The sequence below is a fragment of the Agathobacter sp. genome (assembly GCF_977054825.1).
On sequence record NZ_CDRTEH010000002.1, the window covers coordinates 25,679 to 39,505 of the forward strand.

The 13,827-nt window shown below is 42.4% G+C and carries 11 protein-coding genes, 1 other RNA gene and 1 other annotated feature; of the genes, 9 read left to right on the forward strand and 3 right to left on the reverse strand.

The features are described from left to right. Positions 1 to 8 precede the first annotated feature (8 nt). Together leuC and leuD are read left to right on the forward strand one after the other, a co-directional pair. Positions 9 to 1,271 carry a 3-isopropylmalate dehydratase large subunit gene (gene leuC, locus ACW6PM_RS02260; RefSeq protein WP_055222753.1) on the forward strand — a complete coding sequence of 421 codons (1,263 nt, stop codon included), beginning with the start codon at positions 9 to 11 and terminating at the stop codon, positions 1,269 to 1,271. Between the two features lie 17 nt (positions 1,272 to 1,288). Further along, on the forward strand, positions 1,289 to 1,777 hold the full coding sequence (gene leuD / locus ACW6PM_RS02265; protein ID WP_055061785.1) for a 3-isopropylmalate dehydratase small subunit: 489 nt from the start codon (positions 1,289 to 1,291) through the stop codon (positions 1,775 to 1,777). A gap of 102 nt (positions 1,778 to 1,879) precedes the next feature. On the opposite strand, the gene ACW6PM_RS02270 is transcribed toward leuD, so the two are convergent. After that, positions 1,880 to 2,674, reverse strand: a complete 795-nt coding sequence (locus ACW6PM_RS02270; RefSeq protein WP_456056097.1) for a hypothetical protein — start codon at positions 2,672 to 2,674, stop codon at positions 1,880 to 1,882. A gap of 183 nt (positions 2,675 to 2,857) precedes the next feature. On the opposite strand from ACW6PM_RS02270, the gene thrC reads away from it, so the two are divergent. Continuing rightward, positions 2,858 to 4,351, forward strand: a complete 1,494-nt coding sequence (thrC, locus tag ACW6PM_RS02275) for a threonine synthase (protein ID WP_456056098.1) — start codon at positions 2,858 to 2,860, stop codon at positions 4,349 to 4,351. Positions 4,352 to 4,492: 141 nt separating this feature from the next. Here the strand turns inward: thrC and ACW6PM_RS02280 are convergent, their stop codons facing one another. Next, positions 4,493 to 5,371, reverse strand: coding sequence for a chemotaxis protein CheX (locus ACW6PM_RS02280; protein ID WP_456056099.1), 879 nt, complete (start codon positions 5,369 to 5,371; stop codon positions 4,493 to 4,495). Position 5,372: 1 nt separating this feature from the next. Further along, complete coding sequence (locus tag ACW6PM_RS02285) at positions 5,373 to 5,750, reverse strand: response regulator (protein WP_308650347.1); 378 nt, start codon at positions 5,748 to 5,750, stop codon at positions 5,373 to 5,375. Positions 5,751 to 5,951: 201 nt separating this feature from the next. Here ACW6PM_RS02285 and ACW6PM_RS02290 point away from each other — a divergent pair, with 201 nt between their 5' ends. From ACW6PM_RS02290 to pheT, 6 genes are all read left to right on the forward strand, one after another. Continuing rightward, positions 5,952 to 6,293 (forward strand): hypothetical protein, encoded by a 342-nt coding sequence (locus ACW6PM_RS02290; protein ID WP_456056100.1) that lies wholly within the window; start codon positions 5,952 to 5,954, stop codon positions 6,291 to 6,293. 52 nt (positions 6,294 to 6,345) lie between these two features. After that, positions 6,346 to 6,530, forward strand: a non-coding RNA gene (ssrS, locus tag ACW6PM_RS02295) — 6S RNA. A gap of 174 nt (positions 6,531 to 6,704) precedes the next feature. Next, entirely contained in the window at positions 6,705 to 8,321 is a 1,617-nt protein-coding gene (locus tag ACW6PM_RS02300; RefSeq protein ID WP_456056101.1) for a SpoIID/LytB domain-containing protein, read from the forward strand. 97 nt (positions 8,322 to 8,418) lie between these two features. Continuing rightward, entirely contained in the window at positions 8,419 to 9,873 is a 1,455-nt protein-coding gene (locus tag ACW6PM_RS02305; protein WP_456056102.1) for an RsmB/NOP family class I SAM-dependent RNA methyltransferase, read from the forward strand. Positions 9,874 to 9,994: 121 nt separating this feature from the next. Next, positions 9,995 to 10,225: a binding site (T-box leader), on the forward strand. Between the two features lie 106 nt (positions 10,226 to 10,331). Beyond that, the gene (gene pheS / locus ACW6PM_RS02310; protein WP_012742823.1) at positions 10,332 to 11,357 is read left to right on the forward strand and encodes a phenylalanine--tRNA ligase subunit alpha; all 1,026 of its coding nucleotides are present in this window, start codon (positions 10,332 to 10,334) and stop codon (positions 11,355 to 11,357) included. A gap of 36 nt (positions 11,358 to 11,393) precedes the next feature. Continuing rightward, positions 11,394 to 13,814, forward strand: a complete 2,421-nt coding sequence (pheT, locus tag ACW6PM_RS02315; RefSeq protein ID WP_456056103.1) for a phenylalanine--tRNA ligase subunit beta — start codon at positions 11,394 to 11,396, stop codon at positions 13,812 to 13,814. Positions 13,815 to 13,827 lie beyond the last annotated feature (13 nt).

The following is a 13,827-nucleotide window of genomic DNA, read 5'->3' on the forward strand; positions in this document are numbered from 1 at the left end:
ATATAAGCATGGGAATGACAATGACACAGAAGATTCTTGCTGCACACGCAGGCCTTGACTCTGTTAGTGCAGGACAGCTCATTGAGGCTGATTTAGATCTTGTGCTTGGAAACGACATTACCTCACCTGTAGCGATTCATGAGATTGACAAGATGAAGGTAGAGGGAGTGTTTAATAAAGATAAAATCGCACTCGTTATGGATCACTTTGCACCAAACAAGGACATCAAGTCCGCAGAGCACTGTAAATGTGTTCGTGAGTTTGCCTGCAAGAACGAGATTACAAATTACTTTGATGTAGGAAAAATGGGCATTGAGCATGCACTTTTGCCTGAGCAGGGGCTTACCGTGGCAGGTGATGTGATTATCGGAGCAGATTCACATACATGTACATACGGAGCTTTAGGAGCCTTCTCTACAGGTGTGGGAAGCACTGATATGGCAGCTGGAATGGCTACAGGCAAGGCATGGTTTAAGGTGCCTTCTGCTATCAAGTTCAATATCGTCGGAAAACCGGCTGAGTGGATCAGCGGTAAGGACGTCATCCTTCATATCATAGGTATGATTGGTGTGGATGGCGCACTTTATAAGTCAATGGAGTTTGTTGGAGATGGACTTAAATACCTTTCTATGGACGACAGATTTACTATCGCCAATATGGCAATCGAGGCCGGCGGCAAGAATGGTATCTTCCCTGTAGATGACCTCACAAGAGAGTACATGAAGGAGCATTCAAAGCGTCCGTTCACAGAGTATGAGGCTGATAGTGATGCAGAGTATGATGAGGAGTATACAATTGACCTTAGCACACTTAAGTCTACAGTTTCATTCCCACATCTGCCTGACAACACACGTACCATCGATGAGGTAGGAGATGTGAAGATTGATCAGGTAGTAATCGGTTCATGTACCAACGGTCGTATGGATGATCTGCGTATTGCAGCAAAGATTCTTGAGGGTAAAAAGGTTGCGGACGGTATCAGGGTTATCGTGATTCCTGCCACACAAAAGATTTATCTTCAGGCCATGGAAGAGGGACTTCTTAAGACATTTATCGAGGCAGGTGCCATCGTGAGCACACCTACCTGCGGACCATGTCTTGGCGGATACATGGGAGTGCTTGCTGAGGGCGAGAGATGCGTATCTACCACAAACCGTAACTTTGTCGGACGTATGGGTCATGTGGATTCTGAGGTTTATCTGGCAAGCCCTGCTGTTGCAGCGGCAAGTGCCATCACAGGTAAGATTTCAGGACCAAAGGATGTTATGTAAAGATTGGAGGAATCACAATGAAAGCAGCACACGGTTGTGTATTTAAATATGGAGATAATGTCGATACAGATGTAATCATTCCTGCAAGATATCTGAATTCTTCTGATCCTAAGGAGCTTGCAACACACTGCATGGAGGATATCGACAAGGATTTTGTAAATAATGTAAAGGCCGGAGATATCATGGTAGCCAACAAGAACTTCGGCTGTGGTTCATCAAGAGAGCATGCACCGATTGCTATCAAGGCAGCAGGCGTAAGCTGTGTTATCGCAGAGACATTTGCTAGAATTTTCTACAGAAATGCAATCAATATAGGTCTTCCTATTATCGAGTGCCCTGAGGCAGCAAAGGCAATAAATGCCGGTGATGAGGTGACTGTGGACTTTGATTCGGGTATCATCACAGATGAGACAACAGGAGAGAAGTTTAAGGGACAGGCGTTCCCGCCGTTCATGCAGAAGATTATCGACTGCGAGGGTCTTGTAAACTATATAAATCAGAAATAACATGGATATATGCTTAGTTATATTCTGTGTAAAAACTTCCCGTGGAAAGAACAACACGGGAAGTTTTTCATAATATGTATTATCGGGATTATCAGGCTTGTTTTAGGTTATGGCTTCAAGATATTTTACGAACTTATCGGAAATGCTGACAGTAGTGTAGATGTCGGCATATTCACTTGGAGAAATGTTTTCTATGTAGTTTTCATGATAGTTTTTTAAAAGACCATGTGAATGTGCCATATCCACTGCCTTATTGTAGGCGATGGCGGCTCTTTCTATGGTGCTGTAGGTTCCTATGACAAAATTGCCGTTTACGTGTATGCGCGTTTTGTATTTGTCAAGCCCGGCTGTTTTGACAATCTCCACACCGTGGTATGGGTTTAGCAGCTTGATGTTTTCGTAGCGCATGTCGGTGGAATCGTTGTTTACGAATACATAGTCCCGCCCGCAAACCGCATGTGGCTGTATGCCATAGCGGCTAAGAAGAGTGACCTGCATGCCGTAGTCATTGACGTACAGATGTCCCTGCCGTCTTAGTATGCGGTGCTCTGAGTAGTAGAACAGGTCATCTATATCGAACTTGAGCTCGCATGATATATCCATGTAGTAGCTGAAATAGTTTTTGCGCAGATATATGGGAGTCTTTATGTACATGCCGTTGTCACGGTAGTTAATCAGTGTGACAATCTTGTCAAAGGCAAGGGCATATGTGTGATAAAATGAGTCTTCAATGCTGTCATGACTGTTTAGTATGGATGCAGCAGCAGAGTAGGCACGGCCGGCTTCAGGCTCACTTTCGAAGCTTCCGAGGCTTATATGTTTATTTTTATAGGTGATACTGGAGCGGTAATACAGTGTTTTGTCCTTTTTTGTTGCGGTGTAAACTCCTTGCAGCATAGATATATATAGTCCCTTTCGTGTATATTTTGGTACTGTTTATTAAAACATTTATATAATTGTAGCATTTTTGTTATTGATTTGATATATGAAATTTATTATACTATATAGGAAAATAATTGTCTGCATGTTTGATGCAGCAATACGGATTTAGAAAAGATAAAAAGAGAAATGAGGTAAAAAATGGATTTATTATATTCAAGCACAAGAAACAGTGAAAAGAAAATAACAGCTTCACAGGCTATCCTTAAGGGACTTGCCGATGACGGAGGATTATTTGTACCGGAGAGTATTCCTGCACTTGATGTTTCAATTGAGGAGCTTTCCAGGATGTCATATCAGCAGGTAGCATATGAGGTTATGAAGCTTTTCCTTACGGATTTCACAGAGGATGAGCTTAAAAACTGTATCAACAGGGCATACGACAGCAAGTTTGATACTACTGAGATTGCACCGCTTAAGTTTGCTGACGGGGCTTACTACCTTGAGCTGTTTCATGGCTCTACAATAGCCTTCAAGGATATGGCATTATCCATTCTGCCTCATTTACTTATCACATCTGCGAAGAAAAACAATGTAAAAAACGAGATTGTCATCCTCACAGCCACATCAGGAGATACAGGAAAGGCAGCTATGGCAGGCTTTGCTGATGTTGAGGGTACACAGATTATCGTTTTCTATCCAAAGAATGGTGTCAGCCCGATTCAGGAGAAGCAGATGCTTACACAAAAGGGTGCCAATACTCATGTAGTAGGTATTCACGGTAACTTTGACCAGGCGCAGTCAGCAGTAAAGGCTATGTTCAATGATAAGGCTCTTGCTGAGACAATGGATGCAGCAGGCTATCAGTTCTCATCTGCCAACTCAATCAATATAGGACGTCTTGTGCCACAGATTGTGTACTATGTATATGCTTATTCAAAGCTTTTTGCACAGGGAGCTGTTGCAAAGGATGAGAAGATAAATATCGTTGTTCCTACAGGAAACTTTGGAAATATACTTGCAGCGTTTTATGCAAAGAACATGGGACTTCCTGTTGCTAAGCTTATCTGCGCTTCAAATGAGAATAAAGTGCTTTATGATTTCTTCACAACAGGAGAGTATGATAAGAACAGAGAGTTTATCCTCACAAATTCACCATCCATGGATATCCTTATCTCTTCAAATCTTGAGAGACTCATTTACCGTATCGCAGGCAATGATGCAAATAAGAATGCGCAGCTCATGGCTTCGCTTTCAAAGGATGGCAAGTACACTGTAACACCTGATATGAAGGAGAAGCTTTCTGACTTCTATGGTAATTACACAAGCGAGCAGGAAACCGCAGAGGTTATCAAAAAGCTTTATGAGGATACAGGATACATAATTGATACTCATACAGCGGTTGCAGCAGGTGTATATGGCAAGTATAAGGATGCTACCGGCGATACAGCCACAAAGACAGTTATCGCATCTACAGCAAGTCCGTTCAAATTCACAAGAAGTGTAATGGATGCAATTGATCCTAAGTACGATTCAATGACAGACTTTGAACTTGTCGATGAGCTTTCAAAGCTCGGCAAGGTTAAGGTGCCAAATGCAATTGAGGAGATCAGGGATGCAAAGATTCTTCACAATACAGTATGTGATGTAGATCAGATGGAAAATACTGTTAAGAAAATGCTTGGTGTACAGTAATTAATATAATTGTAACTGCTCAGATATATAATTATATATAGCGTAACATAAAAAGAACATCTGTCGTTGGCAGATGTTCTTTTTGTGCTCAAAGCATAGAGCAAATTATTATCAGCTTGCTGAAAATACCTTGTAGAGGTATTAGAATTCAATAATAAAGTGAATGGTTCCAAAAGGATATAACAGCTTTAGCTTGCACGCTTTATTGAAGCTTAGTGTCTGTCCATCGAAATGTTCAGGTGCTGTGAGAGTAAGCTCAAGTGCCTGATCGTTGGAGCAGTTGACCAGAAACAGTCCATTGTTTAAGTTTAAGAAATCATCCAGAGATGCCTGTACATACTCGTCGTATACCGAGAAAGGTTCCTTTACGTAGCGTGATGCAAAATTGATGGCTGTCGTCTGACTCATGCCTATGTATGTAGATATAGCGTAGCTGCCCTCAATGTCCTGACGTACCATGCAGTCTGCACTAAAGCTGTCACATATCTCAGCAGACAGCGGAGTGTAGTCATCACCGACAAATCGGATAAAGCTGTTAAACAAAAGCTCAAGATACATAGTGTCAATGGCAGAAGGCTCTATACCTGTATTTTCAAAAAAATGACCTATCAGGTGGTTTATACTGTCCTTATCCTCGAGTACCATGTCAAGGTCGGAAATAGCATTCTCACTGCGGTAATCATGTATACTCTTTTCGAGAGTGGTATTGTCGATTATGCCTTTGTCTAAAAGAATCTGTCCTAAAAGAAGAAAGTCAGGACTCTGGATGCTTAAGAGCTCCTTTACCTGCTCGTCTGTCAGATAACCCATTTCAATCGTCAATTCGCCAAATTTCTTGTCCTGGTGAGTCTGCTCGACTATTACCGAATCAACCTCGGCTGCTGTCATAAGCCCTGAGTGGATAGCAAGAGTACCAAGCTTTGCGTGCTTTTGAGCTTTTTCCTTGAGAGCGTCAAAAAGCTGTTCATTAGTGATATACCCCTTTGATAGGAGAAAATTGCCAAAAAATTGAGTATACATATTAATTTCCTCCTATGTGCTTTTGAATAAGGCTTATGACCTGATCCTTGTCGATAGGTTTCTGAATGAAGTCACATGCTCCGGCAGCAAGAGCCTTTTTAAGCTCGGACTGTGTGCCGACAGATGATGCAACAAAGATTGTAGCACTGCTGTCATACTCCATAATCTCTGAGATAGCGGCATTTCCGTCCTTTACAGGCATTACAATGTCAATAAATGTGAGATTTGGCTTATGCTCCTTGTACATATCAATGGCGAGCTGTCCGTTTGCCGCCTCAATGATAGTCGGTGAACCAATGGAATTGATGATATCCTTCATCTGTTTTCTTGCGAGGATCGAATCGTCGCATATAAGTATTTTTAAATCGTCAAGTTTCATTTTAAAAACTCCTTCCCCATGTAAATATAAATACATTTTACTACATTAACAAAAGAAATTCAAGAAATAGTTGGGACTTATTTACCATTTATTTTTTCCTTACAGGAGGTTATACTAATTTTGGTGATTTTACATATTTTTGTATATAAAATCCGGTGTAACTATTGAGGAATAATAAATAAAAATACAGGAGAAAGAAGAATGAACTATTTTATTATAATAGATGCGGTCACGCTGATACTTGGAATTTACATAATTTTTGTCTCACTGCGAATGAAGAAAAGCGGCAAAATTGAAAGCACCTTTGTGGCTGATGAGGAGATGAAAAAGATAAAGGATACGGCTGGCTATATATCGTATATTTATCCAAAGTCACTGGTATTCGGTATTGTGATTTTTGTTATCAGTATAGTTGCGATAGTTTCGGATTGTCTTAAAAAGATACCATACTGGTCATATGTTGAGATGATTATATTTGTCGCAGTAATTATCTGGTTTTCAAATATGTTACGAAATGCCAGAGAAAAATTTGTTAAATTCTAACATGAATTTTGCATTGCAACATGAGACATAATAAAGTATAATGAATTTACAAAGATACCTGAGATGTTCGACAACCCTGTGTATTTAGAACCTACATTTACTTTAAACGGGATTCCTATATGAGCTGTTGGATGTCAGGCCGTCATTATGCAGCGGAAGGCAGAAGGCAGACTGCGGTTACCCACCTAGCAAGAGCGCTAGGAGTCTAAATTACAGGACCGGCATTTTGGGTTCTTACAAAAGAATAATAATGTACAAAAGAACTCCGGACGCACAAAAGATTCATGAGATACAAATGATTTTTAAAGCACAAAGGATTCTTAAGTACAGATGATAAAGGGAGCTGTTTTTGCAGCTCCCATTTTTTGAGCGGTAAGTAACCACTATTTTGGTGTTAAGGAGAACAGAAATTTGGCAAATAGGAGACGAAGACGGCAAAAGCCGAATCAGATGGTCTGGATAATGCTTGCGATAACCATGGTATGTGTGGTTATTGTTTTTGCAATTGTCATGGCACAAAAGGAAAAAGGGACGCTTGCAAAGCAGGCAAAGGCTGTGACAAAGGATATGGTGTATGAGAATGCATATATTGTTTCAAATGACGATGGAAGGCTGATTTTCATTTGTGATGGAGAGCTTTACAGGGCAAAGGGAACCATGGAGGAGAGCTTTACCGGTGTCTGTGATATTGAAATCAGTGGCTCTAAGGTAAAAAAGATACAGATAAAGCCGGATGATATATCAGGTGTGATGCTGTCGTACGGAAACGGCACAATGCAGATTGCGGGACAGGACGATATTCCGATGCAGTCAGATGAGCTGCCCGTGTATGATGAGACAGGAGATACGCCTAGGGAAATATCAGTTTCTGACCTGATAATAGGCAGTGAAACACTTTCCTACATACTTGATTCGGGCAGGATATGTGCCATTGTCAGAAGACAGGCACCAGACCTTACATACATAAGGTTGCTTATAAAAAACGACGGAAAGGATGCGTTTCCCACAATTGCGGCAGGTGCAGCGTCTAACCTTTATGTGGATGATGCCGACTGCGGCAGCAGTGCTATTGATGATGTGGGTGCATATATGGCAAATGTACAGAAAGGTAAGATAAAGGTGAGCTCAGCAGACAATTATGTCAGCATAAACGGTAAGAGCTATCCGGGCTCGTTTGAGTTTATCGGGACAGCTGCAGGCATTGTGGCGGTGAATACAGTCGATGTGGAGACATATGTGCGCTATGTGCTGCCGTCGGAGATGCCGTCCACATTTGATGCGGAGGCGCTTAAGGCACAGGCTGTTTGTGCGAGAACCTTTGTGTATTCACAGATGAAAAATACACAGTATGCGCTCTACGGAGCCAATATAGACAATACCACGGCTTTTCAGGTCTATAACGCTTCAGATGCAAAGCAGTCAACCGATGAGGCAGTAAAGGCTACGGCAGGGCAGGTTGTATCATGTGGAGGAAGCTTGATAACATGCTATTATTTTTCCACATCTGCCGGAAAAACCGAGGATATGGAGGTCTGGTCTTCGAGTACACCGGATTTCATACACAAGGTGGAGTCGGTGGATGACAATTCGCCATACTACAGATGGACCTCGGAGCTTGAATTATCGGCATACAATGATCCTCAATATGGTGCGGCTACAGGCATTTGTGCGGATAAAACCTCTGACGCAGGATATGTACTTTCACTTACTATAAGCTATGGAAACAAATCACAGACATTTACGGCAGAGAATGATATAAGAAAAGCACTGGGGCATTATCAGAAAAAGGTTACATTAAACGACGGCTCTGTGAGGGAGAATATGTCGATGATACCAAGCGCCTGCTTTAGTGTGAGTGCCGGTGCAAATGGTCACTATACGCTGTCCGGAGGAGGCTTTGGTCATGGAATAGGCTTCAGCCAATATGGTGCAGACAGGCTGGCAAAGGCAGGAAACAGCTATAAGGATATAATCGGATATTATTACAAGGATGTGACAGTTGTGGATATAAGCAGTTTAAAAAATTGATAGCATGGATAGTAGAAATGTGGTAATATCGAAGTACTTAGACACATGAGTATGTGTGTGGTAGCAGGATACATTTAGAGAACAAGAGGATTTGACAATGAATTTACCGATAGAGTTTGAGAAAAAGATGAAGGCCTTTCTTGGCAATGAGTGGGAGGAGTTCTTATACAGCTATGACAATAACCGTTTTCAGGCGCTTCGCTTTAATACACTTAAAGTCGGAAAAAATAAAAGCGTTGAAGAAGAAATCGCCGGAATAATGGATAAGCTTTGCATACCGATGGACAAAAAAGTTACGTGGGCGAATGATGCTTATTATTATGACGAGGAAAAACGCCCCGGGAAGCATCCGTATCACGAGATGGGGCTTTATTACATACAGGAGCCAAGCGCCATGTCGGCGGCTGCTCTTTTAGCCCCAAAGCCGGGCATGAGAGTGCTTGATCTGTGTGCGGCTCCGGGTGGCAAGAGTACACAGCTTGCCACATATTTAGGAGACAGCGGGCTTTTGGTGTCAAATGAGATTAACACACAAAGAAGCCGGATTTTGTCGCAGAATATAGAGCGTATGGGAATCAAAAATGCGATTGTGACAAATGAGGACAGCTTTGTGCTTGCTTCACATTTTCCAAGCTTTTTTAATGCCATACAGGTGGATGCACCATGCTCAGGAGAGGGAATGTTCAGAAAGCTTCCTGAGGCTGTAAATGAGTGGAGTCCACAAAATGTGGAGATATGTGCCGCACGCCAGAAGGAGATACTTGACAATGCAGCGACTATGCTTAAAGCCGGTGGAACGATAGTCTACAGTACCTGCACATTCTCGCAGGAGGAAAATGAGAACGTTATTGAGTATTTTTTGGAGAGACATCCTGATTTTACACTTGAAGAGATGGAACGCTTCTGGCCGCATAAGGTGGATGGAGAGGGTCATTTTGTGGCAAAGCTTGTGAGAAGAGGCAGTGTTAATGAGTTTGATGCGGATTATGAGGTATGCGAGGAGAGCTGTAATAAAGTAGAGGACACAGGCCTTAAAACTGACAGGAAAACCAAAAAGAACAAAAATAATAAGAACAGGAAAAATGAAACGAAGCCGGCTCTCACAAAAGAAAATATGAAGCTTCTCTCAGAGTTTCTTGATGAGACCGTATCAGAGGATATGGCAGCCTGGATAAAAAACTCAAGGCTTGTCATGTTTGGGGAACAGCTTTACAGGCTGCCGGATATGGAGGTGGATATCAAGGGGCTTAAGGTACAGCGTGCAGGGCTTCATGTAGGAGAGTTCAAAAAACAGCGCTTTGAGCCGTCACATTCGCTTGCACTTGCGCTTAAGCAAAGTGATGCCCAAAATGTAGTAAAGCTTACCTGTGATGATCCGCAGACTACCGGCTTTTTCAACGGTCAGTCAGTCATGTTGTCTGATGAGCAGGCGGCAGAATGCAAAAAGGGCTGGGCGCTTGTATGTGTAGACGGATATCCGGCCGGCTGGGGCAAGGTGAATGGTGCACAGGTTAAAAACCATTATCCTAAGGGTCTTAGAAATAAAATATAAATCAAAATATAATAAAATAGAGAAATTTTTACTTGCAAAATATAGAGATTGTGCTAAAATGTCTTATGTGTTATTAAGACATAAGCGTTTGCGATATATATGTCGCAGCTATATATATATAATAAAAGCAATGAAGGTGCATAGTAGATTATAGTACTTTGACCAGAGAGAGATTGTCACCGGCTGAAAGCAGTCTTACAAAAAGGCTATTGATTGAAGTTCACACTGAAGCTGCATGGATGAAGCAACAGTAGTTCATGACGTTTTATGTACGTTACACATATCAATGAGAGTCCATTGGATACTTCTTCAATGGAAATCAGGGTGGTATCGCGGAATTTTCGTCCCTGCACGGTTTAACAGCCATGCAGGGGCGTTTTTTATCGCATAAACGGCGAATTCAGGCTTGGAGTTACGAGTTTATGCAAATTAAGAAAAATATTATGAGGTGAAATTCGATGAGAGACAAAATTCAACAGATCAGAGAAAAAGCACTTGCTGAAATTGATAAGGCTGACGGCCTTGAAAAATTAAATGATGTGCGTGCTGCAATTCTTGGAAAGAAGGGTGAGCTCACAGCAGTCTTAAAGGGCATGAAGGATGTTGCTCCTGATGAGAGACCAAAGGTAGGCCAGTGGGTCAATGAGACACGTGAGGCAGTTGAGAAGCTTCTTGATGAGAAGGTTAAGAAATTTGAGGCAGAGGCACTTAAGCGCAAGTATGAGAGCGAGAAAATAGATGTCACTATGCCTGCAAAGAGAAGCAAAAAGGGTAATCTTCACCCGGTAACACAGGTAAAGGACCAGCTCTCAGAGATTTTCACATCTATGGGCTTTGAGGTTTACGAGGGAACAGAAATCGAGAATGATTACTATAATTTTACAGCCTTAAATACTCCAAAGGATCATCCGGCGCGTGATATGCAGGATACATTCTACTTATCACCTGAGTTCTTACTTCGTACACAGACCTCAGCAGGACAGATTCATGTTATGGAAGCAAAGAAGCCGCCTATCAAGGTTGTTTCACCGGGTAAGGTTTTCCGTTCGGATGATGATGCAACACATTCTCCTATGTTCACACAGATGGAGGGACTTGTGGTAGATAAGGGCATCACACTCTGCGATTTAAAGGGTATGCTTGACCAGCTTGTAAAGAAGATGTTCGGAAAGAATGTCACAACACGTCTTCGTCCTTCATACTTCCCATTTACAGAGCCATCTGTAGAGGTTGATGTAAGCTGCTTCCAGTGCCACGGCAAGGGATGTTCTTTGTGCAAGGGCACAGGCTGGATTGAGGTGCTTGGTGCAGGCGTTGTAAATAAAAAGGTGCTTGAGGGCTGCGGTATAGACACAAATGAGTACAGCGGCTTTGCATTCGGTATCGGTCTTGAGCGTATTGCAATGCTCAAATACGGAATCAACAACATCAAGCTTTTATTCGAGTCAGACCTTAGGGTATTAGACCAGATTGATGACAACTAGATTCATTTCTTGAATATATAACAGGAGGCAAAAATTATGTTAACACCACTTAGCTGGTTAAAGGATTATGTAGATATAGATGTAACACCAAAGGAGTTAGAGGAAAAATTATTCTCATGCGGTTTCGAGGTTGAGGAATCATATGAGGTGGGAAAGGATATCTCAAACGTAGTAGTCGGCCTTGTAGAAAAATGTGAGCCGATTCCTGAGACACACCTAAGCCTGTGTCAGGTAAATGCAGGAGAACATGGCACATTCCAGATCTGCTGCGGTGCAGACAATGTAAAAGCCGGCGGCAAATTCCCTCTCGCACTTATCGGTGCAACAGTATATGCCACAGCAAAGGATCACGTTACAATAGAGGGCGTGATGGAGATAAAGCAGGGCAAGCTGCGTGGATATGATTCATATGGAATGTTATGCTCAGGGGTAGAGCTTGGCTTAAATGAAGACCTCTATCCGGGCGCAGGATATAACGGACTTTTGGTTTTGCCTGAGGATGCTAAGGTTGGAGCAGATGTAAAGCCTATCCTCGGTCTTGATGACTGGATTTTTGATATTGCAATCACTGCAAACAGACCTGACTGCCAGAGTATATACGGCATGGCAAGAGAGGTTGCTGCGGTTTTGGGAAAAGAGCTTAAGGAGCCTGCACTTGACTATACTGCAGATGATGTGAAGAAGGAAAACTTCAAGGTATCTGTTCTTGCACAGGATATCTGCCCACGCTACACAGCTCACTATGTACATGATGTAAAAATCTCCGAGTCACCTGCATGGATGAGAAAACGTCTTGCACTTGTAGGAATTGGTTCTATCTCAAATGTGGTAGATATCACTAACTTTATTTTAAAAGAGCTTGGACAGCCAATGCATGCTTTTGATTACTCATACCTTGAGGGAGATGAGATTGTAGTAAGACGTGCAAACGATGGAGAGAAAATTGTCACACTTGATGAGAAGGAATTTGAGTTAAACAGCAATAATCTCGTTATCTGTGACGGAAAGAAGCCGGTTGCACTCGCCGGTATCATGGGCGGCTTAAATTCTGAGATTAACGACGGTACCACAGAGGTGATGTTTGAGTCTGCAAAATTTGCAAGAGATAATATCAGAAAGAGCTCACGTGCGTTGGGACAGTCATCTGATTCGAGTGCACTTTACTCAAAGGGAGTAAACGAGTACACAACAGCCATGGCTATGAAGAGAGCACTTCATTTGATGGAGGAGCTTGGCTGTGGTAAGGTTTCTTCAACACACGTTGAGATGACTACAGGAAATTCACTTGAGCCAAAAGAGATGAAGGTTTCTATTGCAAAGGTAAACGGCGTGCTTGGAATAGAGGTTCCTACAGAGGATATCGTGAGAATACTCACAAATTTAGGCTTTGCACCGGTTGTAAACGGTGATGAGCTGACACTCATGATTCCTGCATACCGTGAGGATATGGAGGATTATCCGGATGTGGCAGAGGAGGTTATCCGTATGTATGGCTATGACCATGTCATTCCTGCATTCATGCCTACAGCACAGGTTACACTCGGAGGACTCAACCTTAGACAGCAGACAGAGCGCAAGCTAAAGGAGGTGCTCTGTGCAGCAGGAGCATATGAAGGAATACACTACTCATTCTTCTCACCTGCTGATCTTGATCTGCTCAGGTTCCCGGAGGATGCACCGGAAAGACATGCAATCAAGCTTATAAATCCAATCAATGTTGACCTCTCGCTTATGAGAACAACACTTGCTTCTGAGATGCTTTATGCCATAGCAAGAAACCAGAAGAAGGGTATTTTGGAGGGAAGAATCTTTGAGCTTGGAAATATCTTTATCGCAAAGGAGCTTCCGCTTACAGAGTATCCTGATGAGAGAGAGACTCTTTGCGCAGGTGTATTCGGTGAGGATGAGTCATTCTTTACTATAAAGGGACTGGCTGAGACTGTAGCAGATGCACTTGATGTGAAGTTTACATATAAGCCGGCTCAAAAGCCATTCCTTCATCCATATCAGACCGCAGAGGTATTCTGTGACGGTCAAAAGGTCGGATATCTCGGTCAGGTAAGATATGAGATATGCGATGAGCTTGACATGAGAGTGCCGGCATATGTGATGGAGCTTGACCTTAGAGTACTTTCAAAGTGGTATGGAAAGGACAGAGTATTTACTCCAATCTCAAAATTTGATGATGAGAAGAGAGATTTTGCCTTTGTCGTGGACAAGGATATCACCTGTGAGCAGATTGAGAACGGTATCATGGAAGCCTGTGATTATGTCTCAGATGTTACACTGTTTGATGTTTACGAGGGCGTACAGCTTCCTCCGAATAAGAAGAGCATGGCGTACAGTGTAGTATTTACACCAAAGGATGAGGAACTTAAGGCTAAGAAGGTCGAGGGCTTTGTAAAGGATATACTTGCTCATCTTAAAGAGACTGCAGGTATCACGCTTCGTGGCTAGATATTGGTATAGT

Bases quoted from the DNA above. Each gene is read 5' to 3' on its own strand.
- thrC (WP_456056098.1), top strand. From the start codon at position 2,858: ATGGATTTATTATATTCAAGCACAAGAAACAGTGAAAAGAAAATAACA.
- ACW6PM_RS02280 (WP_456056099.1), bottom strand. From the start codon at position 5,371: ATGTATACTCAATTTTTTGGCAATTTTCTCCTATCAAAGGGGTATATC.
- ACW6PM_RS02290 (WP_456056100.1), top strand. From the start codon at position 5,952: ATGAACTATTTTATTATAATAGATGCGGTCACGCTGATACTTGGAATT.
- pheS (WP_012742823.1), top strand. From the start codon at position 10,332: ATGAGAGACAAAATTCAACAGATCAGAGAAAAAGCACTTGCTGAAATT.
- ACW6PM_RS02285 (WP_308650347.1), bottom strand. From the start codon at position 5,750: ATGAAACTTGACGATTTAAAAATACTTATATGCGACGATTCGATCCTC.
- leuC (WP_055222753.1), top strand. From the start codon at position 9: ATGGGAATGACAATGACACAGAAGATTCTTGCTGCACACGCAGGCCTT.
- ACW6PM_RS02305 (WP_456056102.1), top strand. From the start codon at position 8,419: ATGAATTTACCGATAGAGTTTGAGAAAAAGATGAAGGCCTTTCTTGGC.
- pheT (WP_456056103.1), top strand. From the start codon at position 11,394: ATGTTAACACCACTTAGCTGGTTAAAGGATTATGTAGATATAGATGTA.
- ACW6PM_RS02270 (WP_456056097.1), bottom strand. From the start codon at position 2,674: ATGCTGCAAGGAGTTTACACCGCAACAAAAAAGGACAAAACACTGTAT.
- leuD (WP_055061785.1), top strand. From the start codon at position 1,289: ATGAAAGCAGCACACGGTTGTGTATTTAAATATGGAGATAATGTCGAT.